The sequence below is a fragment of the Natronomonas sp. CBA1123 genome (assembly GCF_009741925.1).
Taxonomy (GTDB): Archaea; Halobacteriota; Halobacteria; order Halobacteriales; family Haloarculaceae; genus Natronomonas.
This window is the reverse complement of the sequence record NZ_WPCC01000010.1, coordinates 1-24,675: the sequence shown is the minus strand read 5'-3', so window position 1 is coordinate 24,675 and position 24,675 is coordinate 1. Positions and strand designations below refer to the sequence as shown.

The window sequence follows — 24,675 nt, the reverse complement described above, 5'->3', positions numbered from 1 at the left end:
AGCTCGTGTTCATTGTTCGGCCCCCCGCGACACCACAGGCCGGATGTGTCGTCTCGACGACCGGTAGTAGACGAGGCTCAACACGGTAAACAGGAGTATGATGACCATTCCGACCGCCGCACTGAACTGGGGAGCGAGAAGCACCGAGAGAACGTGCACGACCAGTCCACCGATGGACACTCCCAGAAAGTACCGCGGCCACTCGTCGCTCGGGTCCCCCGAGGAGAGATACGACGTTATCGTCGGCAGTTTCCCGTTCAGTGCGACGGTCCGCTCGTCGGGGTCGTACTCGACGACGCCCGCCTTCGCGAGCTTCGGGATGTGCGTCTGATACAGCGAGACGTACGTCCGTTTGCGTTGCTTCTCGTCGAGCTGTTCGATTTCGGTGTCGTTTTCGACGGCCGCGACGTGGGCCGCGAGCTCGTCGATGCCGACCGGTGTGTCCTGTTCGAGCAGGTATTTCAGCGCGAGTCGTCGCCGGGCGTTACTCAGCAAATCGAATGCAGCGTCTTGTGACAGTGTGCTTGAATCGTTCGACATTACCAGTCTCGGTAGTCTCGTTTCGGATCCCGTGATCGGCTCTACCGCCACCAACCGCCCCACGGCACTTTGTTACACAGCGGTTATCGCTCGCCCCGGTGGAGCGACCGACTCCTAACAGCCCGTTTTCGACGGGTACGGCCGTTTTCGGCCATCGCGTGGCGTCGTTTCTCACCCGACGGCGGTATGGTGGTGATAACAAAGGCCGACGGCCGCCGCCCACAGGTAAGATGAGCGAACCGAACTCTCGGGGGACACCACGACGGACTCTCGAAGCGGCGAGAACCGGAGGGAGCGATGAGTGACGAAAACCGAATGCAGTCACTGCACGTGAAAGACGGCACCGTCGGAAGCGTCCCGCTCGACATCGCCGCCGGGTGGGGGATACTCGCCGGCGCCCACATCGCCGGGTTCCTGTCTTTGGGCGCTCCGGTTCGGCTGATTCTCGCCGCACCGGTGGTGTTCTTCCTCCCCGGATACGTCACCGTCTCGGCGGCGTTCCCGCACCGGGCGACCGCGCCGGAGCTCCGGTATCCGACCCGAATCTCCATCGGGGAGCGGTTCGCGCTCTCGGTCGGATTGAGTCTCGTCGTCGTTCCGCTCCTGGGGCTGCTCGTCGCGCTGTTCCCGGGCGGAATCACCGAACCGGTCGTAGCCGGCCTGCTCGGCGCGTACATCGTCGGGGGTGGCGTCGTCGCCAGCGTCCGACGGCTTCACGTCTCAGCGGAGCACCGCTTTCGCGTTCCCGTTGGACGCTGGGTCGGCCGACTCGTCGGCTCGCTCCGTCACGGCTCCCTCGGCGAGCGAGCCGTGACACTCGTGTTGTGTCTGAGCATCGTCTCGACCGTCGCCGCCGCCGGTTTCGTCCTCGCCGTGCCGGCCGACGGCGAATCCTTCACCGACTTCCACATCGTCACCGAGACCGACGACGGCGACCTCGTCGCCGATGGTTATCCGACGAACCTGACCGAAGGCCAGCCAGCGACCTACACCGCTGGCATCGAGAACCACGAGGGCATCGCCACCGACTACGTGGTGGTGGTGACTCTCGACCGGGTCACCGAAATCGAGGGGGCACAGCGGACCGTCGAGTCGAACGAACTCGCACGGTTCGACGCGACGGTCGCCGCCGGCGACCGCTGGACTCGAAGCCACACCGTCACACCGGAGATGACCGGTGAGGGACTCCGGTTGACCTACCACCTGTACGTCGACACCGCTCCCGAAACCGCCGACAGGGACAGCGCCTACCGCACCGTCCACGTCTGGGTCGACGTCGCTCCCGCCGACGCCTGACCATGCTCCCGTGGGAACACCTCGCGGTCGGCTACCTCTGGTATTCGGCGTGGAGTCACCTCCGAGACGGCCGGCGGCCCTCGGGCCGACCCGTCGTCGTCGTCGCGGTCGCCACCCAGTTGCCCGACCTCATCGACAAGCCGCTGGCGTGGGAGTTCGGACTCCTCCCCGGCGGGCAGACGCTCGCTCACTCGCTCGTGTTCGCACTGCCCGCAGTGGCGTTCGTCCTCGGCGCCTTCGGCAGCCGAATCGGGGTCGCCTTCGCCGTCGGCTATCTCACACACCTCGCGGGCGACGTGGTGTACCCGATGGTTCTCGGCGGTGGCCCGCGCGTGTCGTTTCTCCTCTGGCCGTTCGTCGAATCGGCGCCCGCCGAATCGCCGGGGTTTCTCGCCGAAACGTGGGCGATTCTCGGTGACGCGTGGCAGTTCATGTCGAGCCCCGAGGGAACCGTCTACCTGACCGCAGAGCTCGCGTTACTGCTCGCGGTGTTCGCGCTGTGGCGCTACGACGGCCACCCCGGCGTGCCGCGCCGGTCGATGTCGCCCCGAATCGGACGGTAAGGCGGCGCTCGAATCGAGAAGCAACTGTCTACTCGCCGAAAGCGCATCATAACAAAACCCGATTGCGGCGACCACCTGACAAGCCGTCAGCGCGGCCCGCGACACTATGACACAGGATACGACGCCCTCGAAGACCGCGAGTACCGAGTCGGCCGATACCCGACGAACGATGCTGCGTTCGATTCCGATAGCCGACCCGGACGTCGGCGCCGCCGAGGCCGAGCGGGTGGCGGCCGTCATCGACAGCGGCCGGCTGGCCGACGGCCCGGAAGTCAGGGCCTTCGAGTCGGAATTCGCCGACTACTGCGGCACCGACCACGCCATCGCGACCTCCAACGGGACGACGGCATTACACGCGGCGCTCGTCGCCGCCGGGGTCGGACCCGGCGACCGCGTTCTGACGACGCCGTTTACGTTCATCGCGACGGCGAACGCGATTCGGCTCTGCGGGGCCACCCCCGTCTTCGCCGACATCGACCCCGTCACGTACAACCTCGACCCCGCGGCCGTCGAGCGCCAACTCGAGGCGGAAACGGTCGATGCGATTCTCGCCGTCCACCTCTACGGGCTGCCCGCCCCGATGGGAGCGTTGCGGCGGTTAGCCGACGAGTACCACCTCACGCTCATCGAGGACGCTGCCCAGGCCCACGGTGCGGCAATCGACGGCCAACGCGTCGGCTCGCTCAGCGACGCGGCGACGTTCTCGTTTTACCCGACGAAGAACATGACGACCGGGGAGGGCGGGATGATTACGACCGACAGCAGTTCGATTGCGGCCCACGCCCGGTCGTTCATCAATCACGGGCGGACGGACGCCGACAGCAGCTACGAACACCACCGCGTCGGACACAACTTCCGGATGACGAGTCTGTGTGCGGCCATCGGCCGGGAGCAACTCGAGAAGCTCCCGTCGTACGTCGAATCGCGGCGGCGAAACGCCGAGCGCTACACCGAGACGCTGACGGAGGTGCCGTCGATTCGCCCGCCGGCCGAACCGGATGGCTACCGGCACAGCTACCACCAGTACACCGTCCGCTGTTCGGACCGCGAGGCCCTCGCGGAGTGGCTCGACGACGGGAACATCTCCTCGGGCGTGTACTACCCGCGAGGCGTCCACGAACAGCCGCCGTACGTCGGCAGCGGAAGCTATCCGGCGGCCGAGCGAGCCACCGAGACCGTCCTCTCCGTGCCGGTACATCCGGGTCTCGACGAGGCGGCAGTCGAGCGCGTCGCCGACCGACTCGCGAGGTTCGACCGATGATTCCCGTCGGCGTCGTCGGCGTCGGGAGCATGGGTCGCCACCACGCGCGGGTGTACCGGGAACTCCCGGGGGCTGAACTCGTCGGCATCCACGATGCGGACGGCAAGCGAGCCGCCGGCGTCGCCGCCGAACAGGGGACCCAAGCGATGGAGTTGCCGGCGTTGCTCGACGCCGTCGAGGCGGTGTCGGTCGTCGTGCCGACGCCCTATCACCGCGAGGTGGCGGAGGCGGCGACCGACGCCGGCGTGAGCCTGCTCGTCGAGAAGCCGCTCGCGGGGACGCCGCGGGACGCACGCACAATCGTCGATGCGGCCGAGGAGGCCGGCGTCACGCTACAGGTCGGCCACGTCGAGCGGTTCAACCCCGCCGTCCAGGCGGTCTCGGAGTTCGCCGACGAACTCGACATCGTGGCGCTGGAGGCCCAGCGACTCGGGCCGCCGGTCGACCGCGCTGGCGACGACGGCGCCGTGATGGACCTGATGATTCACGACATCGACATCGCGCTGTCGCTGCTCGGGGAATCGGTCGTCGACGTTCGAACGACCGGAACCGCCGACGGCGAACACGTCACGTCGATGCTGACGTTCGAGGGGGGCAGCGTCGCGACGCTCACCGCGAGTCGAATCACACAAAAGAAGGTGCGGACGCTGGCGTTGACCGCCGCGGACTGCCGCGTCGACGTCGACTACACCTCACAGGACGTGACGATAACGCGGCAGACCACCCCGGAGTACATCGAGGCCAACGGCGGACTGCGATTCCGCAGCGAGACGGTCGTCGAGCGCCCGACGGTCAAAAACGGCGAGCCGTTGAAGGCGGAACTCGCGTCGTTCGTCGACTGCGTCAGAACGGGAACGCCGCCGGAAGTGACCGGCGAAGATGGGCTTCGAGCGCTCGAAGTCGCGGGGCGCGTCCTCGAGACGTTCACACACGACGGCAGCGTCGAGTGGGCCGACCAGCGGACTCACTCCTGAACGACTCAGTCGCGGCGCTTACCGCTGGATGGCGTGTCGAACCCCGCGGAGGAACGGCCGCGGGTCGTCGAATTTGAGCACGTCGAAGTTCGGCATCCGGTAACAGGACATCGCGATTTCTGCCGCCGTACCCACGAGAGACGGCGCCTCGACGAACGGGGAGTCGTCGGTGATGATGCTCAACAGGTGGCCGAGTTCGCCGTACAACAGGTGGCTGCCGACGCCGACCTCGTATCCCGGTTCGATTTCCTCGCCGCGACCGGTCGCCAACAGCCAGTAGTGTGCCGGGAAGTCAGCACCCGCCTCGACGGCACAGGGCAGCGACTGCCACATCCGAGGATTGATTTCGGTCAGCACGTACTCGCCGGTGTCGGCGTCGCGCATGTACTCGATGCAGGCGAGGCCGTGATACTCGAGGTGGTCCAACAGTTGCGTCCCGACGGCTTCGAGTTCGGGGTCGGCTATCGACTCCCGGTAGACGCCGCCGCCGCCGGTGTAGGAGTCGCCGCGAATCTGTCGGTGCTGGAACGTCGACACCGCCTCCCCGTGGTCGTACAGCGCGCCGAAGACGTACTCCCCGGAGGACCGGACGTACTCCTGGACGATGGGTTCGTGTTTCATCTCGGCTTCGATTTCGTCGACGTCCGGCGTTTCCCCGGGACGGACGTGTCGAACAGATTTCACCGTCGCGACGTCCCGCGGGGACCACTCGGGGAGGTACTCGTCGACGAGGAGGTTGTACCGGGATTTGATGATGCGCTCTTCGTCCCACGATTCGACCTCGGAGAGCAGTTGCGTCTCGGGGGCGGGAACGCCGGCCTCCTCGGCGGCTTCGACGAGCCGAACCCGGTCGTGGACGGTTCGGAGCGTCTCCATCGGCGGCGTGACGAGCGAGACGTACGGCTCGAAGCGGTCGGCGTACTTCGCGAAGACGTAGGGGTCCTGCGGTCGAAGCGGGGCGATGGTCCGAACCTCGGGGCGGGCGGCGACGCCGACGAGGGCGTCCCGGTAGGCGAGGAGGTCCTCGGTAGGCGACGGGAGCCGGACGAACTCGTCACAGAACCGCGAAGCGGCCGCGGGAACGTCGTCGTGCTCCGAGCCGATTATCGTCCCGACATCCAGTCGGGCGAGTGACCGAACACTGGTGTAACTCCCCGCGTCGAATCCGGTCGGAATCAGCATCGACCCCCCCGTCGGTAGTCACGTCGTGCATACCGGAGCGAGGGAAGTCCGGGCCCATTGCTATAGAGGAACTACCGGAATCGGGCGGGCGGACGGCTGAGCCGAACCCGCCGACGAGAGCCCCACAGCGTGCGGTAGTGGCACCATAACAAAGCCGTTCAGTCGGCGATGTCTCGGCGTGAACGAAACCGACACCGACGCTCGGCGGAAACGAGTGCGGGAACCGAACATGGGGGGAACCGATGTCTGAACACGCCACCGTCGGGGCGAACTGCGACATTCGACCCGGAGCCACCGTCGGCCCCGAAGGCCAATCCGGCGAGCCGCCCGTTCTCGGTGACGACTGCACCGTCCGTTCCGGGACGGTCATCTACGCGGACGTGACCGTCGGCGACGGGCTGGCGACCGGCCACGGCGTCCTCGTGCGTGAACACACCGACATCGGCGACGACTGCACCGTCGGGACGAACACCGTCATCGACGGCCACACCGTCGTCGGCGACCGGGTCAGCATGCAGACCGGCGTGTACGTCCCGACCCACACCGACATCGCCGACGACGTGTTCCTCGGGCCGAACGCGGTGTTGACGAACGACCCCTATCCGATACGCGGCGAGAACGACCTCGAGGGGCCGACGCTGGAACGACACGCCTCCGTGGGGGCGAACGCGACGATACTGCCGGGCGTGACGGTGGGCGAGCGGTCGTTCGTCGCCGCCGGGTCGGTCGTCATCGACGACGTGCCGCCCGGAACGCTCGCTGTCGGCGTGCCCGCCGAGCACCGGCCGCTTCCGGAGCATCTCGACCGGGGGAACGTGATTCGATGAGCGAAACGGTCGACTCACGACGGGTGTACGGGACCGACGCCGCCGAGGTCGGCGAGCGCTTCCGCAACGGTGCGTTCCCGGTCGCCGTGTACGGACTCGGGAAGATGGGACTGCCGTTGGCGGCCGTCCTCGCGGACGTGTCGGGCAACGTCGTCGGCGCGGACATCGATTCGTCGGTCGTCGAGTCCGTCAACGAGGGGGCGTGTCACGTCGTCGGCGAACCGGGACTCGAGGAGTTGGTCGCCGAAACCGTCGAATCGGGCGCGCTTCGGGCGGTCGCGGACGGGAAAGCCGCGGCCAGCGAGGCGTCGATGCACGTCGTCGTCGTCCCGACGCTGTTGACCGACAACAACCGCCCGGACCTCGCGGCCGTCGAGTCCGTCCTCGAGGACGTCGCGACGGGGCTGGAACCCGGCGATTTCGTCGTCATCGAATCGACCGTCCCGCCGCGGACGTGTTCCGACGCCGTCGTGCCGCAGTTGGCCGAACAGAGCGGCGTCGACCCCGACGAGTTCGGCGTGGCGTTCTGCCCCGAGCGGACCTCCAGCGGGCGGGCACTCGTCGACATCCGGGAGTCGTATCCGAAAATCGTCGGCGGCGTCGACGACGAGAGCACGCGCCTCGCGGCCGAAATCTACGACGAAGTGACGACGAACGAGGTGGTTCCGGTGAGCGATTCGACGACCGCCGAGGCGACCAAGGTGTTCGGCGGCGTCTACCGCGACGTCAACATCGCCTTCGCCAACGAACTGGCGACGTACGCCGACGACCTCGCTATCGACGTTCGGGAGGCCATCGCCGCCTCCAACAGCCAGCCACACAGTCACATCCTCGAACCCGGTCCCGGCGTCGGTGGCCACTGCATCCCGGTGTACCCGTACTTCCTGCTCAACGAGTTCGACGTGTACAGCCCGATTATACGGATGTCGCGGGCGGTCAACGACAGCATGCCGACGTTCGTCGTCAAACAGCTCCGGCGGGCGCTCTCGGAGGCAGGCACCGGCCTGCAGGATTCGACCGTCCTCGTGTTGGGCGTCACCTACAGGGCCGGCGTCGAGGAGACACGCTTCAGCCCGGCGCTTACCGTACTGGAGTTGCTGTCGGATTTCGGCGCCGAAACGCTCGCGGTCGACCCGCTACTCGACGACATCGACGGGGACGCCGAGTTGCTGTCTCAGGAGGCGGCCGCCGCTTCCGACCTCGATGCGGTCGTCCTCGTGACCCCACACGAGGCCTTCGAGACCTTCCCGTGGAACGACCACGACGACCTCGTCGTGGTCGACACCCGTGGCGTCCTCGACCCCGACACCATCGAGGGCCGCGTCGTTACCATCGGCCGTGCAATGGAGGAGTAACATGCGCGTGTTGTTCGATGTCACCCATCCGGCACACGTCCACCTGTTCAAAAACGCCATCGCGGAACTGTCGGCCGACGGGGCCGCGGTTCGCGTCGTCTCCCGGGAGAAGGAGGTCACGACCGACCTGCTGGATGCCTACGGCATCGAACACACCCCGCTGTCGTCGAAGGGCGAACGGAAGGCGAGTCTCGCCGCCGAGTGGGCACGCCGGGAGGTGCGGACCTTCCAGGTCGCGCGGTCGTTCGACCCCGACGTGGTCGTCAGCCACCTGAGTCCGTCGGCGGTCCACGCCGCCCGACTCGTGGGCGCCGAGAGCGTCGTCTTCAACGACCAGGAGCATCCCAACACCGTCCCACGGCTCACCGCCCCGCTGACGACGGCGTACTGTACGCCGCGGAGTTACGGCGCCGACCGAGGCTCGGTCCACCGCCGCTACGACGGCTTCCACGAGTTGGCGTATCTCCACCCGAACCGTTTTACGCCGGACCGCTCGGCACTCCGGGACCACGGCGTCGACACCGAGGAGCCGTACGCACTCCTCCGGTTCGTCTCGATGGGCGCCCACCACGACGTCGGTGAGCGAGGGATTGCCCCGAAAACACAGGCCGAACTCGTCGAGACGCTGTCGGCGTTCGGCGAAGTGTACGTCTCGACGGAGGCGCCGCTGCCCGAGTCGCTGTCGGCCAATCGGCTTCCGGTTCCACCGGAGTCGATGCACGACCTGCTCGCGGAGGCGTCGCTCTGCGTGACCGACTCGGCGACGATGGCGATGGAGGCGGCGGTGTTGGGAACGCCGACCGTCCGGTCGAACTCCATCGGTGCCGGCGGCGAGTTCGGCACGCTCTCTGCGGTCGCCAGTTACGACCTCATCGAGCAGGTACCGGCGACGGGCGTCGTCGCGGCCGCACGCCGATTGGCGAACGACCCAGACGCCGCCGCGCGGTGGGCCGAGCGCCGACAGGAACTGCTCGACGACACCGTCGACGTGACCGCCTACGAACTATCGGTCATTCGAGAGGTTGCCGATGGGTGAGGACGCCACGTTCCATCTCTGTCTCACACACGACGTCGACCGCGTGTACAAGCGATTCGGCGCACTCTACGGCACGTTGCGCGACCGGAACCCACGGCATCTGAAGGCGTTGCTCCCGGGGACCGAACCGTACTGGCGCTTCGAGGACGTGATGGCCATCGAAGACGACCTCGGCGTCCGCTCGGCGTTTTACTTCCTGAACGAACAGCGCCTCCGTGACCGGCCGATTCGGGAGTGGCTCTCGGCGCAGAGCTGGCAGCTGTACGGCGACCGCTACTCCGTCAGCGACCCCGACATCGTCGACGTCATCCACCGGCTCGATTCTGGCGGCTGGGAGGTGGGGCTGCACGGGTCCTACGAGTCCTACCGGGAGCCACAGCGCCTCCGGGCCGAGAAGGGCGAACTCGAAGCGATTCTCGGACAGGAGGTGGTCGGCGGCCGACAGCACTACCTGAACCTCGACGTGCCGGAGACCTGGGAGATGCAGGCCGACGTCGGACTCCAGTACGACGCCAGCCTCGGCTCCTCGGAGACGTACGGCTTCGACCACGGCTACACCCCGCTTCGACCGTTCGACGACGAGTTCGTCGTGTTCCCGTTGACGGTGATGGAGCTGTCGCTGCCGAACGTCGAGCAGCGACCGAACCGGGCGTGGCGGGTCTGTGAGCGGCTGCTGGAGGAAGCCCGCGAGAACGGCGCCGTCATGACCGTGCTGTGGCATCCCCGGTTCTTTTACGAAAACGACTTCCCGAACTACGGGGCGCTGTACCGACGGCTCATCGAGCGCGCACTCGAACTCGGGGCGTGGGTAGGGCCGCCCGGAGAGCTGTACGAAGGGCTCGACCACACGACAGGGGTGGAGATGGAGCCGAACCGATAGCGGCCGCCGACATCCCTACACGAACACGACCGGTCGTGAAATAATCCACAGCGACAGCACCGTGTATCCGACCATCAGGACGACAAGCGGAAGGTGACCGCGGCCGGCCGAGTCGCCGTATCGCTCGACCGCGACGCGGTGGGCGGCGACGACAGCGACGACGTGGCCGAACACGACGAGCGCGACCTGTGAGCCCCAAAAGACCGGCATCGAGAGCCAGCCGAGGGGGTCGAGGGAACCGACGGCCGGCACGAGGGGACTGGCGGCGATTTCGAGCAGCGTAGCGAGGCTCCGAAGGACGTAGGGGTAGTTGTGGGCGATTTCGTAGGCGGCCGCAATCGGGAGGACGGTCGGGGCGAAGCCGTACAGCGCGTCGACGACGGCGTCCTCGGCGGGCCGCCCGAGGCGTTCGCCGGCCCACACGGTGAGGACGAATGTGGCGACGAAACCGACGAGGCCGATGCCGTACAGGAAAATGGCCGTTTCGGGACCGGTGCCGAGTGCGTCCCGGGTCGCGAACAGGACCGTCTGGAACGCCCGGAGGTTGGTGAAGCCGTCGAAACTGACCGTGTACACCATCGCGACGACGAAGACGACGCTCGCGACGCCGTCGACGGGGGCGCGACACCCCAGCCACGGCGGACGGGCCGCGACGGCGTACCCGCCGTCGTCGGTTCGGGACCACTCAAGCGGGGCCACCCGGCCGAACAGGCGGTAGAACACTGCAAGCGGGTCCGCTCGCCGGAGCCACGACCGCCCGAAACAGCCCGCGCCCACGACCATCGTGAGGCCGTAGGCCGCGACCACGGCGGTCGTCAACCGCGGCGACCGCGGGACGACCGTCAGCGTCTCCGTGATACCGACGAGGGCGAGAAAGCCGACGAGCGCCGGCCACGTCCCGAACGCCGTCGGGTAGGAGCCGAGCAGGGCGACGGCCCCGCCTTCGAGTCGAACGAGGCCGTCGTAGACCGCCTCCCACGGCGACAGCGTCGACCACGGGCTTCCGAACAGGATGGCGAGGAGGGCGACCCCTCGGAACCACACCGGCCAGACGAACACCGTCGCGGCGTTCTCGGCCGGGACCTGTCGCCCGACGACGCCGAACACCAGCGCCGCGATAACCGCGATGAAGAAGAGCCCGCGGGCCACGCCTCGAAGGGGTCCGACGAGCGACGGCGGAACCGTCAGCAGGTGGCGACGACGAGGGGATTCGGTCGGGTCCGGGGAGCGAGCCAGCCACAGCGCCGTCACCGCGACGGTGACACCGGCACCGACGAGGAGCAGCCACAGCGGAATCGGCGCGTCGAAGCGAGAGCCGGTCACGTCGTGTGCGGCCGCGACGCCGGGACCGACAGCGAGCGCAATCGCGACGACGAGGCCGACCGAAAGCGACGGTACGGACCGGCGGTGAGCCATTCCCCCGACGGTAATCACCGACGAGTGAAAAGCCGCTCTGGTTCGTGTTTCGAACGTCCGCTTCCGATGAATACGCTTTTGCGCGGCGATTCCCGAGATGAGACAGATGCGCGTCCGCACTGCGGTCGTTCTCGGTGGGTTGCTCGCCGTCTTGGGCGCCGGACTCGTCGTCGGGTTGGGCGGCATCGGCGCCTCGCCGTTCGGTGGTACCTTCGAGGAGTCGTGGGTGAGCGACACCCCGCGGGACAACGAGTTCAACCATCACGCCATCGGTGCCGGCGCCGATGGTGACGTACTCGTCGCGCCGGTCACCGAACAACCCGGTGGCGACGCCGAGTTGACGGAGACCTCCTGTTCGCTCGTTCGTCTCGCCGACGACGACGGCGAGACGCTGTGGCAGGACGGAATGCCGCCGGAGGCGTGTTTCACCCACGCGCTCACCGAACCGGCCATCGACGACATCGACGGCGACGGGAAACGGGAGGTCGCCGTCGCGACGACCGAGGAGGCGCTCGTCGTCTACGACGGAACAGACGGAACCGAGCAGTGGCGCGTCCCGCTGTCGACGTACGGGTACGCGCGGCCGACGATAGCGAACGTCACCGCCGCTGATGGCACCGAAATCGTCGCCAGCGACATCGGCGGCGGCGTCGTCCTCGCACACAGCAACGGAACCGTCGCGTGGCGGGTCGCACTGAACGAGACCGTCGGCGAGCGGGTGTCGGTGTACGGGTCGCCGCTCGTCGAGGACTTCGACGGCGACGGCCGACCCGAAATCCTCGTCGGTACCACGGAGTCGTTGGTGTTGCTCTCGGCCGACGGAACCGTCGAGTGGCAGCGAGACGACAGCGCGCGGTACGTCGCCAGCGCACGGACCGACGACGGCGTCGGGATAGTCGTCGCCGGAACCGCGACCGTCCGCTCTTACGACGGCGCCTCCGGTGCCGAGACGTGGAACCGGTCGATTTCGAACGGCCGCGTCCACACCGTCGCGGACGGCGACGGCGACGACACCCCCGAAGTGTACCTCGGTCGAATCGAAAGCGAGGTCGTCGTTCTGGACGCCGAGTCGGGTGCCACCGAGTGGTCCACGACGGTGTCGGGCGAGGACACCATCGTCGCGGCGCCCCGACTCGGCGACGTGACGGGCGACGGTCGGCCCGAAGTCCTCGCCGCGGCACGGACCGGGACCGTCACCGCCCTCGATGCCGACTCCGGCGGGGAAGTGGCCGTCTACGAGCGCTCGGTTCCGGTCTGGACGTTCGTCACCCCCGCCGACATCGACGGCGACGGCCACGACGAGGTGTTGGTCCGCTACGGCGACGGCCGCGTCGTCGCCCTCGAATACGTGTCCTAATCGCCGTTTTGACCGCTGAAACGGGATTTCTTCACCGCCGAAACCGGCAACATATTCCACATCATTTACTATCCGTCAATCTGACAGGACCGTATGATTCTCTGTGTCGACCAAAGCGAGGCCGACCGCGAGGCGACGCGGGCGGCCCTCGATTCTACCTACGAAGTCGAGACGACCGCGTCGCTATCCGATGCGCGGAGCGTACTCACGGAGCGGCCCGTCGAGTGTCTCGTCACGGAGTACGACCTCCCCGACGGGACGGGGTTGGAACTGATTCGAGCAGCGCGAAACGACGCGCCGGACGCCGCGTGTATCCTGTTTACCGACACGCCGCTGGACGACATCGACACCGCCGCCTTCGGTGACGTGGTCGCGGAGTACCTCTCGAAGGACGACCCCGACGCCCGTGAGGAACTCGCCGAACTCGTCGAACACGCGCTGCTGTTTCGAAACCAGACTGCGTATCCGCTTCCGGACGACGAGGACGCGCGAGTGGCGGCACTCGAACGGTACGCGACCGACCCCGAATCCCTCGGCGACTCCATCGACCGACTGACCGAACTCGCCGTGGCGCTGTTCGACCTCGACGCCGCCGCCGTCGGCCTCGTCGACGCCCACGAACAGCGGTTTCTCTCCTGTTTCGGCATCTCTTTCGACCCAATCGACCGCGAGGAGACGGTGTGTACCTACGCGCTGCTCGAGGAGGGGGTGACCGTCATCGAGGACACCAGCGATGACCCACGGTTCGAGGACAACGAAGGGCTACAATCCGCCGATATCCGGTTTTACGCGAGCGCGCCCGTCACGACACCCGAGGGCCACGCCATCGGGACGTTCTGTGTCTACGACGACGAACCGCGGTCCCTCTCCGAACGCGACCGCGAACTGCTGTCGCTGCTGGCCGACGAGGTGATGGAGCAACTGACGTTGCGTCGACGGCTGCGCGAACGCGGGGGTGGAAACGATGCGTGACGAGTACCGATTCACCGGTTTGCCGCTGGCGGATATCCGACCGGGGACCAGCGTGCTCGTTTCCGGTCCGACCCACGATGGCGCTCGAAGCCTCAGTATGCAGATGCTCGCCGGTGGGTACGACGAGGGAGCAATCATCGTCACGACGAACAAGCGCGCCTCGCGGATGGCTGAGGACTGCCAGCGATTCGGTATCGACGTTCGAGACGACCGGACCGCGATACTCGACTGCGTCGGCGACGACGACCCGGACGTACCGGCGCGAGTGTTGCCCGTCTCCGGCCCCTCGGACCTCACCGGCATCGGGATGCGGTTCTCCGACGTGTATCGGGAATTCAAGACCACGGACATCGACCGCGTTCGGACGGGACTCTGTTCGGTGTCGACGCTGTTGTCGTTCGGCGACCTCCGAACGGTGTCTCGATTCACCCACACGCTCGTGGGGCGTATCGACAAGGTCGACGGGCTCGGCGTGTTCGTCGTCGACCCCTCCGGACACGACGAACAGGCCATCAACACGCTCGCGCAGTTCTGTTCGGGCCGCATCGAGGTTCGCGACCGCGACGGCAGGACCGAACTCAGGACGCGGGGACTGGCCGACCAACCGCGGGAGTGGACGCCGTTCGACGCGTTCCCGTGACCACGGTGGGTCAGACCAACTCGAAGGAGTCCGGAACGGTCCGTCCGTCCCGGTAGCGTTCGAGGTAGTAGACGACGCCGGGTTGATGCGCCGCGCCGACGACGAGGTGGACCTCCTCGGCGTCGTCGTTGTGGAAGACGGCGTAGTCGGCCATCCGCTCGTTGCGGGCGTGGGTGACTATCTCCAGTTCCGGGTCGTGTCCGCGGAGCCACTCGCGTTCCAGCGGTTGGGGGAGGAAGTTGCGCTCGTAGTATCGCTGGAGGTCGCCGAGGCGTTCGGGATTGCGACTCGCCTCGCTGCTGAGCGCGAACGCCTCGTAGCTCTTGCCGACCGCGAGGTCCGCGTGGGTGGTCAGGAAATCCGCCGCCACGTCGCCGAGGGCGCGCTCGAAGGCCTCACCGTACACCGGCGTTCCGGAGTCGATGAGCGAGAAGGTGGCCTTCCGGAACGTCTCCGTGACCGCAGGGAGGTTCTCCAACAGCGCGTCGACGCCGGACTCCGGAAGCACCTCCAGATGCGACGGCGAATCCAGTTCCGCACACCGCTGCATCGCCCACCGATAGTCGTCCATCTCACAGGTCGCAGGGAAGTCCCCGAAGTACATCGGCCGGATGCCCTGCTCGCAGTAGACGACGGCATCGCGGTCCTGGAACGCCGAGACGTGCTCGCGGAGGAACGCCCGCTCCTCGTCGGTGCCGGCGTGGGTGACGCCGTGGACGTGGAAGGCGTGGCCGTCGACGACGACACGAGTCCCGGGAAGCCCCTCGTCGTCGGAGTCGGGGTCCTGTGTTTGCCGGATGGCTGTCTCCCACGCCACCTTCGCCCGGAAGTACGCCTCGTGGACCGAATCCACCTCGAAACGCTCGGCCAACTCCTCGAGGTCCTCGGCGGTTCGAATCGCGTCGATTCGGTCGGCGGGGTCCGCTCGGTCCATCGGGCCTACTACGTCCGCATCGGCAATCAAAGCGTCTTCGATGTGCGTGAGTCGTACCCACACAAGTAGGAGTAGTCAACGCACCGAATACCGCTCACCGCGATGCGAGAACGAGCAGCGCCGTCGCGTCGGTGACCGCTTTCGGTGAAATCTGGCGGTCGCCGTCGAATCGGACGATGTCACCGGCATCGAGTTCGTGCGTCGAGTCGTCGAGAACGAGGTCGAGACGCCCCTCCAGCAGATACAGGACGATGTGTCGGTCGGGGTGGCGGTGGGGTGGTATCTCCTCGCCGGCCGAAAGCGACAGCCGGACCGTCTTGGGTTCGGTTCCCGGAAACACGTTCGCCTGCGGCGTCGAGTCGAGTTCCGAGAGGTGGCGTTTCGTGGACACGTCCGACGTTCGAGCGCCGACCACCTCCGCCCGTCGCCGAACATGTTCGTGTCTCAATCGCTGGGATTGCCCACAGCCGTTGTTATGTGGCGTGACGAGGAGTACGTATGAAGTACGACGACCCCGAAGCAGGCCGCGTCGTTGCCGACCGGACCCGTGAGTTCATCGACGACGTTGTCGTTCCGAAGGAGCGGTCGCTGGCAAGCGGCGGCGACGTGTCCGCCCACACCGTCAAGGAACTGCGGGACGCCGCACGCGAGTACGAAGTGTACGCGCCCCAAATCGACGCCGAGTACGGCGGACTCGGGTTGAGTTTCCGCGAGGCACTCCCTGTCTTCGAGGCCGCTGGCCGCTCGTTGCTCGGGCCGCTCGCCCTCCGGGTCGACGCCCCCGACGAGGGGAACATGCACCTGCTGGAACTCGTCGGCGACGGCCTCCAGAAGGAACGGTATCTCCAGCCGCTCGTCGACGGGACGATGCGGTCGGCGTTCGCGATGACCGAACCGCAACCCGGTGCGGGGTCGGACCCGAAGATGATTCGCACCGCCGCGGAGAAAGAGGGCGACGAGTGGGTCATCGACGGCCACAAGTGGTGGACGACACAGGGCGTCGAAGCCGACGTGTTCGTCGTCCTCGCCCGAACGGACCCCGAAGTCCACCCCTACGAGGGGTGTTCGCTGTTCCTCGTCGACGCCGAGACGCCGGGTGTCGATGTGGTTCGGAACATTCCCCACATGGGCGGCGGGCCGACCGGGAAGAGCCACGCCGAGGTGAAATTCGAGAACGTTCGCGTCCCCGACGAACACCTCCTCGGCGAGGAGGGCGAGGGCTTTGCCGCCGCCCAGCGGCGGCTCGGACCGGCACGGCTGACCCACTGTCTGCGGTTCTCCGGCGTCGCCGACCGCTCTCTCGACATCGCGGCGGCGTATCTCTCCGAGCGGGAGGCGTTCGGCACGCCGCTTTCGGACAAGCAGGCCCAGCGGTTCGCCATCGCCGATTCGGGGACGCGACTCCACGCCGCCCGGACGCTCGTCCGCCACGCCGCCGACCGAATCGAAGCGGGGGAGGAGGCACGCACCGAGGTCGCGATGGCGAAGACGTTCACCGCCGAAGTGGTCCAGGAGGCCGTCGACACCGCCGTCCAAGCCTGCGGCGGGAGCGGCATCGGCAAGGACCTCCCGCTGTCGGACTTCTACGAATCGGTCCGTGCCTTCCGTATCATCGATGGCGCCGACGAGGTCCACAAGCGCGTCGTCGCCCGAGAGCTGCTCGCCGACCCGCCGACCGAGGAACTCGACGTGCTCCCGACGTTCGAGGGGCGAACCGTCGAGTAACCGTGCCGACTCTCAGGAACTGGGACGCCGACTACCGATTGAAACCCGCGGGAGTCGTATTCATGGATATGAAGGGTGGAAACCGGCACACACGGAGGGGGCGGACCCGATGACCGCGGACGGGCTCCAGTTAGCCGTGGTCGTCGCCAACACGGTGACGCTCGTCGTCGGTGGGTTCGTGACGCTACTCGCCGTCAGGGCGTATCGACGGACCGGCTCGCGGTCGCTGCGGTCGCTGTCGGCCGGCCTCGGCTGTATCACTGGCGGGACGCTACTCGGGGGGCTACTGCACCAGTCGGAACTCGCCTCGCTGCTCGTCGGCGTCACCGTCCACAGCGCCTCCATCGCACTCGGGTTCCTGCTGTTGGCGTGGTCGCTGTTCGGTCCCGATGCCGCCTTCGAACCGCAACTCACCACGCCGAAAGACGAACAGTGACTCACCTCCGGTTTCGACGCGTCCAGAACACGGCGAGCAACACGACGGCGTGAGCGACGGCGCCGGCCAGCGCCAGCCACCGACCACCCTCGACGGCCGCCTCCGCGCCGACGAGCAGTCCACCGCCCTCTGCGACGACGCCGACGGCGAGCAGGGCGACGGCGACTCCTGCGGTTCGGTCGTCGACTCCAAGCGCCGAAGCGACGGTCGGTGGATAGAACTGGTACTGAACGCCGACGACGGCGAGGCCGAGAAAGCCGAGCAACGCGAGGCGAGCGTGGGCCGCAGCGACCCCGGAACTGATTCCCTCAACCGCCATGTGGACGCCGAACAGGGCGACTCCCGCCGCGGCGACGGCGGCGACGACGACGGTGTACAGCCCGATTCGACGCCGGTCGCTTCGGAGGAACATGTCGACGTAGGCGACGGCGAAGCCGAGGAGTGCGAGCGCCTGAACGCCGGCACCGAGGTGGAACCACCGGCCGCCGCCGAAAGCCGTCGCCAGAAGCAGCGGCCCGGCCGCGGCGGCGGGGAGGACGACGGCGACGAGCGGCCATCGCGGCGTGACGACGAGGAACCGCGGGAGCAGTCGGAAACCAAGCGTGAACACGAGCAGCGCGGCCGTCCCGGCCGCGAAGAGGTGAGTCACCGGCGGGCCGCCGGTCGGGAGCGGTCCGAATCCGACATCGAGCGACAGCACCGACCCGACCAGGAGGTAGCCGAGCGCGACCGGGACGAAAGCGTTGGCGAAGCGGTCGACCCGCCGTCTGTCGGCCTTCGCGTCGCTGGTTCCGGTTTCGCCGCCGGAGAGGTTGTCGCGGACGCTCCAGACGAGCGTCCCGACGAAGACGAGACAGCCGAGCGCCCACAGCGTGGCGCCGGTGGTCCCCCACAGGGTCGGAACGAGCCCGACCGCCTCGCCCGCGACGGCGGCGGTTCCCAGAACCGCGAGCGGGAAGTGAACCGCCGGCGCTCGCGGGAACGCGAGCGCTCGGTCGAAGTAGGATGGGACGAGCGCGTATGCCTTCCCGAACACCGTATGCAGGACGAAGCCGTACAGGCCGACGACGACGGCGGGGCGGCCGACGCCGGCGACGACCGCCGCCTGCCAGCAGACGAACCACCCGAGACCGGCGAGTACGAACAGCCGCGTCCACCGCGCAGTCGCCGAGGAGGCGCTCATCTGCGGCCGTTCGTGGCCGAGCGTGAAAGTCCTCGGGGACGAGTCGGAGATAACGGCAGAACGTTGAGGCCGTGTCGGTTCCGACTATGTTCGGTTCGAGAGCATCGTCGGCGAGTCGGTCTGGGCTTCGATGTCGCCTCGCGGGACGAGGTGCTGTTCGGTGAATCGACGGATGACCCGTCCCTCGGCGCGATGGAGCGTCTCGCTACACGTCGATTTGGCGAGGCCGACCGCGTCGGCGAGTTCGGTGAGCGAACACTCCCGCGGCGTGTCGTAGTAGCCACACTCGACGGCCGTCAACAGCAACTCGGCCTGTCGCTGTGAGAGCAGTCGGTCGGGTTCGGTGTCCTCGTGGACGGCCTCGACGGTGTAGGAGAGCCCGAACCGGTCGAGTTCCTCCCCGAGCGTCGAGAGCCGGTCGTGAGAGGCTCTGACCTCGATTTCGGCGGTTCCTTCCTGGATGAGCACCGGCGGTTCGATGGGGATACCCGAGGCCTGCGCCGACAGCAACAGAAGCGGTGCGGTCGTCTCGATTTGGACGACGACGCGGCCCGCGGACTGCTGGAGCGGTTCGATGTCGTTTATCTGCGGGTTTTCGACCATCGAGCGAATCGCCGGCTCCAGCTCGGGGGCAGTAATCTCGACGAGTGCGAACCCCACGTCGTCGGTGGGCATCGTCGCGAGCACGCGGAACGTCGCGTCGGCGTGTGTCGTCGTCACCTGATGAATCCAGGTTCGCTCCGGAAGGTCGACGGTGAGTTCGGCCCGTGGCATACTCAGGGGTACGGAACGCGACGGGAAAGCCCCGTCGTCGCCTCCCATATGTTGGGATTCGCCCGCGAGAGCGTCTCGTTCGGCCGCAGCGAACATGTTCGGTTCGGTCCCGAGCGATGGGACGGCGCTCGACGGTCTTTATCTATCGGTGTCCTCGCTCCGAACGTAATGGGACGACACGATTCGACGCGACGGCGAGTGCTTCAGGTGACTGGAACGACGGTTGCCGCGGGCCTGCTCGCCGGCTGTACCGGCGGTGGCAACGGCGACAGTGGTAACGGCAACGGCGGAAACGGTAATGGCGACAGCGGAAACGGCAACGGCGACGATGGGAACGGTGGCGGTGACAGCGGTGGCAACACCGCCCAGTTCGACGGTTGGTTCGATGGCGTGTCGAACTACGACGGCGTCACCGACGCGACCGGCGAGTCGGAGGTCACAGTCGAGGTTGGCGCCGGCTCGGACGGGCTGCTGTTCAGTCCGCCCGCGATTCGAGTCGACGCCGGCACGACGGTCGTCTGGGAGTGGAGCGGCAACGGCGGCGCCCACAACGTCGTCGCCGACGGCGGCGACTTCGAGAGCGACATCTACAGCGAAGCCGGCGAGACCTTCGAGTACACCTTCGACGGCACCGGAACGTCGAAGTACTACTGTAATCCCCACAAGACGATGGGGATGAAAGGCGTCGTCGTCGTCGAGTAAGCCGTCGATTTCGAGCCCTTCCTTTCTCGCTGCCGACGTATCCCGAGCGTCCAGCCTCGGACAGCGGGTGCGCCGAACGCTGCGACCGAGCAAGGACCCGGTGGATAGGCGTCGGCCGAACATATTCGGGACCATCTCAGGCGTCGGGACCCTGCTCGGGACGGTATATGCGTCCGTCCGGTACTGCCGCATGTAGCACCGCCCGGCGACCAACGACATCAGAGGACAATGACGAACGAAACAACCCATACGGAGACGGACGACGCACAGGGCCGGGAGGAGGAGATGCTGTTACCGCAGTTAGGCCTCGACCGACGGGACTTCATGAAGGCCGGCGCCGCCGCGGGGACGCTGGGGGCGATGGCCGGCTGTACCGGCCTGCTCGACCGCGACGACGGGACCGGAGCTGGTGGCGCCAGCGGCAACGCCGACGCCCACGTCCCGCCCGGGGAACTCGACGAGTACTACGCCTTCCTCAGCGGCGGCCACTCCGGGGACATCCGCGTCCTCGGGTTGCCGTCGATGCGGGAAATCATGCGCATTCCGGTGTTCAACCACGAGAGCGCACGCGGCTACGGCTACGACGACGAGAGCAGCGAGATGCTGGAGGAGGCCGGCGGCTACACGTGGGGGGACACCCACCACCCGCGTGTCAGCCAGACGGACAACGATTACGACGGCCGCTGGGCGTTCGTCAACGACAAGGCCAACGGCCGGATGGCCCGTATCAACCTGAAGTACTTCGAGACGGACGCCATCGTCGACATCCCGAACCAGCAGGGGACCCACGGCGCCTGTTGTGTCCTTCCGGACACGAAGTACGTCATCGGCGTCGGCGAGTTCCGCGTCCCGCTGGAGAACGACGGCCGTGACCTCGATGCCCCCGACGAGTACGGGTCGGTGTTCGCCGCCATCAACCCCGAGACGATGAACGTCGAGTGGGAGGTGTTGGTCGACGGCAACATGGACAACGGCGACGGCGGCAAGGAGGGCAAGTGGTTCTTCACCACCGGCTACAACAGCGAGGGCGGCGTCACCGAATCCGAGATGACCCAGTCGGACCGCGACATGGTGAAGGCGTTCAACATCCCGGCCATCGAGGCCGCCGTCGAGGCCGGCGACTACGAGGAAATAAACGACGTGCCGGTCGTCGACGGCCGACAGGACAGCCCGCTGAACAGCGGGAGCGACCCCGTCGTCAAGTACATCCCGACGCCGAAGAGCCCCCACGGCGTCAGCGTCACGCCGGACAACAAATACGCCATCGCCAGCGGGAAACTCGACCCGACGGCGACGGTCATCGACATCGCAGCACTCGACGAGGTCGACGACCCGGAGGAGGCGGTCGTCGGCCGGCCGCGACTCGGGATGGGGCCGCTGCACACCGCCTACGACGGCCGTGGCCACGCCTACACGACTCTGTTCATCGACTCGCAGGTCGTCAAGTGGGACATCGAGGCCGCCGTCGAGGCCGACCTCGACAGCGAGGACCCGGTCGTCGAGAAAATCGACGTCCACTACAACCCCGGCCACCTCATCGCCAGCGAGTCCTACACGGCCGACCCAGCGGGTGACTGGCTCATCTCGCTGAACAAGCTCTCGAAGGACCGGTTCCTGCCGGTCGGGCCGATGCACCCCGAGAACGACCAGCTCATCTACATCGGCGACGACGAGGGTGGAATGGAGTTGGTGAAGGACAAGCCGTCCTACGCCGAACCCCACGACGCCTCCATCGTCCACCGGGACAAGATTAGCCCGGCGAAGACGTACGACCCCGAGGACCTCGACTTAGAGCACACTGCCGCCGGGGAGGAGTCCGTCGAGCGGGTCGCCGACGACCGCGTCGAGGTGAAGATGTACTCGATGCGCAACGAGTTCGGCTTCCCGGACATCACCGTCAAGGAGGGCGACACCGTCGAGATGCAGGTGACGAACATCGAGACGACGAGCGACATCCTCCACTCGCTGGTCATCCCCGAACACGACATCAACATCAAGATGGCGCCACAGGAGACGTCGAAAGTGACCTTCGAGGCCGACGAGCCAGGAGTCTACTGGATGTACTGCGGGTACTTCTGCAGTGCACTCCACCTGGAGATGCGCTCTCGGCTCCTCGTCGAACCGGAGGGATAACCCATGAAGTCGTCGCTCGCGCGGTTCGGCGAACTCCGGCGTGGGTTTCCCCTGCTGGCGGCGGGGCTCCTGCTGCTCGCACTCGCGGTGCCGATGTGGCGTATCACGCTCACCGCGCCGCAGTACCCCAGCCAGGCGCTGGCCATCGAGCTGTACGCCTACCCGCGGCTGGGCGGCGACTACGTCGAAGTCCACAGCCTCAACAAGTACGTCGGGTTCTACTACCCAGACCCCGTCTACGTCGAGCCGAACTTCCCGGTTCACGAGAAGTCCATCCGCGTTCCGGAGTGGATTCTCGGCCCGGTGGCGTTCGTCGCCATCGCCGCGACCGGCGTGTTCGTCTCGCTGGCTCCGACCGTCCGCAAGCTCAAACGCGGACTGACCGCCCAACTGGTCGGGACCATCGTGACGTTCGCCGTCATGTTCGCGCTCATCCAGTACCGGCTGTATCAGGCCGGCCACTCGCTGGACCCCGACGCACCTCTGAGCGGCGTCGAGGGCTTTACGCCGCCCGTGTTAGGCGGCTACGAGGTGGCGAACATCAGCGGATTCGCGTGGTTCGGCCCCGGCGGGTACCTGACGATGCTGGCGGTCGTCCTGTTGGGTGTCGCCTACCTCGCCCGCGACAGCGAGGTGCGGTTCGGGGACGTGCCCGAACTGGTCCGTGAGCGAATCGGCGGCATCCGTCGACGAGACAGCGGCGTCCGGAACGAACCGGGGGGTGACTGAGACGTGACCCGCCTCGAAACCGGCTTCGCGGTCGCGGTCGTGGCCGTCCTTCTCGTGTCGGTGACCGCGCCGTTCGTCGTGGCGGCGCCGGCCGACGACGGGAGCGACGCCTTCGACCTCGACGAGACCAACGCGTACGAACCGCCGTCGGTGCCCGAGGAGTCGACCGCGACGGTCGACGGGCAAACGTTTTCGGATGCCCAACGGGCCGTCGACGCCACCGACCCCGGCGACACAGTCGTCCTCGAAGGTCGCTTCGAGGAGCGCCTGACGGTGAACACGACCGGCGTGACCGTCAGGGCCAGCGAGGCCGGCGCAGTCGTCGACGGCGGCGGTGAGGGTGACGTAGTCGTCGTCGCCGCCGAGAACGTCACCGTCGAGGGACTGTTGCTCCGAAACTCCGGCTACGACGCCGGCAGCGAAGACGCCGGCGTATTCGTCGAGGGGACGGCAAACGGGACGGAACTCCGGGAACTGTACCTCTCGGGAATCACCTTCGGCGTGTGGGTCGACGGCGCCGATAGCGTGACCGTCACCGACAGCCGCATCGAGGGTCGCGAGGACGTCGAGCGCCGCACCGACCGCGGCAACGGCATCAACCTCTGGGAGACGAGGAACTCGACGATACGGAACACCGAAATCACGGACGTCCGCGACGGCATCTACTACTCGTGGGCGAAGGACGTTGTCGCGACGAACAACACCATCTGGGACAGCCGTTACGGCGTCCACTACATGTACTCCAACGACAACCGGCTGGAGGACAATCTCGCCGTCGACAACGACGTGGGCTACGCGCTGATGGTCAGCGACGGGTTGACCCTCGTCAACAACACGGCGGCCCGCAACGACGGCACCAGCGGCCACGGCATCCTCCTGAAGGACATCGAGCGCTCCGAAATCAGGGGCAACGTCCTGCTGGAGAACGGCAACGGCCTGTACGTCTACAACGCACAGGACAACCGCATCGCCGGGAACCTCCTGTTGCGCAACGCCGTCGGCGTCCACGTGACCGCCGACAGCAACGGACAGGAAGTCGTCGGGAACAGTTTCATCAACAACGAAGACGCCGTCCTGACGACGACACAGAACCTCATCGTCTGGAACGGCAGCGACCGCGGGAACTACTGGTCGGACGCCCGCGCCGTCGACCTCGACGGCGACGGGACGAGCGAGGTCCGCCACCGACCGGCGGGGCTGGTCGAAGCACTCGTCGCCGAGCGGCCACAGGCGCGAATCTTCGTCGACAGCCCCGCCTTCGACGCGGTTCGACTCGCCGAGAGTTCGTTCCCCGTCGTCGACTCGCCAGGTATCGTCGACAGACAGCCCTTGGCCGACCCCCCCACACGACTGGAGGAACTATGCGAATCACAGCTAACGACGTCCGCAAGGAGTACGGCAGCGTGACAGCCCTCGACGGACTGTCGATAGGGATACCCGACGGCAGCACGTTCGGCGTCCTCGGGACGAACGGCGCCGGCAAGACGACGCTGTTCAAACTGCTGGTCGGCCTGGACCGACCCGACGGCGGCGAACTGACCGTCGGCGAGCAGTCGGTCGCCGGCGCCGGCACCGAGATACGGGAGCGTGTCGGCTACCTGCCCGAGCGGGTCGGCTTCCCCGGCGCGCTCACGGGCCGGGAGGTGCTGTCGTTTCACTCGCGGATGCGCGGGCTCCCGCGTGACGGCTGCATCGACGACGCCATCGAGACGGTCGGCCTCTCGCCGTCGGCTGCCGACCGGGCCGTCTCGGGGTACTCC

The 24,675-nt window shown here is 67.1% G+C and carries 25 protein-coding genes; 18 read left to right on the top strand and 7 right to left on the bottom strand.

The features are described 5' to 3' along the window. Positions 1-9: 9 nt before the first annotated feature. A complete protein-coding gene (locus tag GJ631_RS06675) occupies positions 10-540 on the bottom strand; it encodes a hypothetical protein (RefSeq protein WP_156708410.1) in 531 nt (176 codons plus the stop codon). 297 nt (positions 541-837) lie between these two features. On the opposite strand from GJ631_RS06675, the gene GJ631_RS06670 reads away from it, so the two are divergent. From GJ631_RS06670 to GJ631_RS06655, 4 genes are all read left to right on the top strand, one after another. Beyond that, on the top strand, positions 838-1,836 hold the full coding sequence (locus tag GJ631_RS06670) for a DUF1616 domain-containing protein (RefSeq protein ID WP_156708409.1): 999 nt from the start codon (positions 838-840) through the stop codon (positions 1,834-1,836). A gap of 2 nt (positions 1,837-1,838) precedes the next feature. Continuing rightward, positions 1,839-2,399 carry a metal-dependent hydrolase gene (locus tag GJ631_RS06665; RefSeq protein WP_156708408.1) on the top strand — a complete coding sequence of 187 codons (561 nt, stop codon included), beginning with the start codon at positions 1,839-1,841 and terminating at the stop codon, positions 2,397-2,399. Positions 2,400-2,568: 169 nt separating this feature from the next. Beyond that, positions 2,569-3,660, top strand: a complete 1,092-nt coding sequence (locus tag GJ631_RS06660) for a DegT/DnrJ/EryC1/StrS aminotransferase family protein (protein ID WP_197424884.1) — start codon at positions 2,569-2,571, stop codon at positions 3,658-3,660. Beyond that, positions 3,657-4,634 (top strand): Gfo/Idh/MocA family protein, encoded by a 978-nt coding sequence (locus GJ631_RS06655; protein ID WP_156708406.1) that lies wholly within the window; start codon positions 3,657-3,659, stop codon positions 4,632-4,634. Before GJ631_RS06660 ends, GJ631_RS06655 begins: the two co-directional genes overlap by 4 nt. An 18-nt stretch (positions 4,635-4,652) precedes the next feature. Here GJ631_RS06655 and GJ631_RS06650 read toward each other — a convergent pair whose 3' ends face one another. After that, a complete protein-coding gene (locus tag GJ631_RS06650) occupies positions 4,653-5,816 on the bottom strand; it encodes a carboxylate--amine ligase (RefSeq protein WP_156708405.1) in 1,164 nt (387 codons plus the stop codon). Between the two features lie 242 nt (positions 5,817-6,058). Between GJ631_RS06650 and GJ631_RS06645 the strand changes: the two genes are divergently transcribed. From GJ631_RS06645 to GJ631_RS06630, 4 genes are read left to right on the top strand one after another with little or no spacing between them, the layout of a single operon-like run. Continuing rightward, on the top strand, positions 6,059-6,643 hold the full coding sequence (locus GJ631_RS06645; protein WP_156708404.1) for an acyltransferase: 585 nt from the start codon (positions 6,059-6,061) through the stop codon (positions 6,641-6,643). Then, positions 6,640-7,998: a nucleotide sugar dehydrogenase gene (locus GJ631_RS06640; RefSeq protein ID WP_156708403.1), complete on the top strand. Its 1,359-nt coding sequence runs from the start codon at positions 6,640-6,642 to the stop codon at positions 7,996-7,998. The genes GJ631_RS06645 and GJ631_RS06640 overlap by 4 nt, the downstream gene beginning before the upstream one ends. A gap of 1 nt (position 7,999) precedes the next feature. Then, complete coding sequence (locus GJ631_RS06635; protein ID WP_156708402.1) at positions 8,000-9,034, top strand: DUF354 domain-containing protein; 1,035 nt, start codon at positions 8,000-8,002, stop codon at positions 9,032-9,034. Further along, entirely contained in the window at positions 9,027-9,914 is an 888-nt protein-coding gene (locus tag GJ631_RS06630) for a polysaccharide deacetylase family protein (protein WP_156708401.1), read from the top strand. The genes GJ631_RS06635 and GJ631_RS06630 overlap by 8 nt, the downstream gene beginning before the upstream one ends. 15 nt (positions 9,915-9,929) lie before the next feature. Here GJ631_RS06630 and GJ631_RS06625 read toward each other — a convergent pair whose 3' ends face one another. Further along, positions 9,930-11,330 (bottom strand): hypothetical protein, encoded by a 1,401-nt coding sequence (locus GJ631_RS06625; protein ID WP_156708400.1) that lies wholly within the window; start codon positions 11,328-11,330, stop codon positions 9,930-9,932. A gap of 106 nt (positions 11,331-11,436) precedes the next feature. Here GJ631_RS06625 and GJ631_RS06620 point away from each other — a divergent pair, with 106 nt between their 5' ends. The 3 genes from GJ631_RS06620 (at position 11,437) to GJ631_RS06610 (ending at position 14,299) form a co-directional block, all read left to right on the top strand. Beyond that, positions 11,437-12,687 (top strand): FG-GAP-like repeat-containing protein, encoded by a 1,251-nt coding sequence (locus tag GJ631_RS06620; RefSeq protein ID WP_197424875.1) that lies wholly within the window; start codon positions 11,437-11,439, stop codon positions 12,685-12,687. 93 nt (positions 12,688-12,780) lie between these two features. Further along, on the top strand, positions 12,781-13,659 hold the full coding sequence (locus GJ631_RS06615) for a GAF domain-containing protein (RefSeq protein ID WP_156708398.1): 879 nt from the start codon (positions 12,781-12,783) through the stop codon (positions 13,657-13,659). Continuing rightward, positions 13,652-14,299 (top strand): hypothetical protein, encoded by a 648-nt coding sequence (locus GJ631_RS06610; RefSeq protein ID WP_156708397.1) that lies wholly within the window; start codon positions 13,652-13,654, stop codon positions 14,297-14,299. The genes GJ631_RS06615 and GJ631_RS06610 overlap by 8 nt, the downstream gene beginning before the upstream one ends. Positions 14,300-14,309: 10 nt before the next feature. Here the strand turns inward: GJ631_RS06610 and GJ631_RS06605 are convergent, their stop codons facing one another. Both GJ631_RS06605 and GJ631_RS06600 read right to left on the bottom strand, forming a co-directional pair. After that, positions 14,310-15,233, bottom strand: coding sequence for a hypothetical protein (locus GJ631_RS06605; RefSeq protein WP_156708396.1), 924 nt, complete (start codon positions 15,231-15,233; stop codon positions 14,310-14,312). Positions 15,234-15,327: 94 nt separating this feature from the next. Then, on the bottom strand, positions 15,328-15,624 hold the full coding sequence (locus tag GJ631_RS06600) for a cupin domain-containing protein (protein WP_370518576.1): 297 nt from the start codon (positions 15,622-15,624) through the stop codon (positions 15,328-15,330). Positions 15,625-15,731: 107 nt separating this feature from the next. Between GJ631_RS06600 and GJ631_RS06595 the strand changes: the two genes are divergently transcribed. Together GJ631_RS06595 and GJ631_RS06590 are read left to right on the top strand one after the other, a co-directional pair. Continuing rightward, positions 15,732-16,958, top strand: coding sequence for an acyl-CoA dehydrogenase family protein (locus GJ631_RS06595; protein ID WP_156708394.1), 1,227 nt, complete (start codon positions 15,732-15,734; stop codon positions 16,956-16,958). Positions 16,959-17,067: 109 nt separating this feature from the next. Further along, complete coding sequence (locus GJ631_RS06590) at positions 17,068-17,394, top strand: hypothetical protein (protein WP_156708393.1); 327 nt, start codon at positions 17,068-17,070, stop codon at positions 17,392-17,394. Position 17,395: 1 nt separating this feature from the next. Here GJ631_RS06590 and GJ631_RS06585 read toward each other — a convergent pair whose 3' ends face one another. Both GJ631_RS06585 and GJ631_RS06580 read right to left on the bottom strand, forming a co-directional pair. After that, complete coding sequence (locus GJ631_RS06585) at positions 17,396-18,577, bottom strand: hypothetical protein (protein WP_156708392.1); 1,182 nt, start codon at positions 18,575-18,577, stop codon at positions 17,396-17,398. Between the two features lie 84 nt (positions 18,578-18,661). Next, positions 18,662-19,351, bottom strand: a complete 690-nt coding sequence (locus GJ631_RS06580; protein ID WP_156708391.1) for a helix-turn-helix domain-containing protein — start codon at positions 19,349-19,351, stop codon at positions 18,662-18,664. A 168-nt stretch (positions 19,352-19,519) separates the two neighbouring features. Between GJ631_RS06580 and GJ631_RS06575 the strand changes: the two genes are divergently transcribed. The 5 genes from GJ631_RS06575 to GJ631_RS06555 all read left to right on the top strand — a co-directional run. Then, positions 19,520-20,053: a halocyanin domain-containing protein gene (locus GJ631_RS06575; protein WP_156708390.1), complete on the top strand. Its 534-nt coding sequence runs from the start codon at positions 19,520-19,522 to the stop codon at positions 20,051-20,053. A 285-nt stretch (positions 20,054-20,338) separates the two neighbouring features. Further along, positions 20,339-22,186 (top strand): TAT-dependent nitrous-oxide reductase, encoded by a 1,848-nt coding sequence (gene nosZ / locus GJ631_RS06570; protein WP_370518578.1) that lies wholly within the window; start codon positions 20,339-20,341, stop codon positions 22,184-22,186. Between the two features lie 3 nt (positions 22,187-22,189). Continuing rightward, complete coding sequence (locus GJ631_RS06565) at positions 22,190-22,915, top strand: hypothetical protein (RefSeq protein WP_156708388.1); 726 nt, start codon at positions 22,190-22,192, stop codon at positions 22,913-22,915. Between the two features lie 3 nt (positions 22,916-22,918). Beyond that, positions 22,919-24,322 (top strand): nitrous oxide reductase family maturation protein NosD, encoded by a 1,404-nt coding sequence (nosD, locus tag GJ631_RS06560; protein ID WP_370518575.1) that lies wholly within the window; start codon positions 22,919-22,921, stop codon positions 24,320-24,322. Then, a partial coding sequence (locus GJ631_RS06555; protein WP_156708387.1) for an ATP-binding cassette domain-containing protein occupies positions 24,277-24,675 on the top strand: 399 nt, incomplete at its 3' end. The genes nosD and GJ631_RS06555, both read left to right, overlap by 46 nt.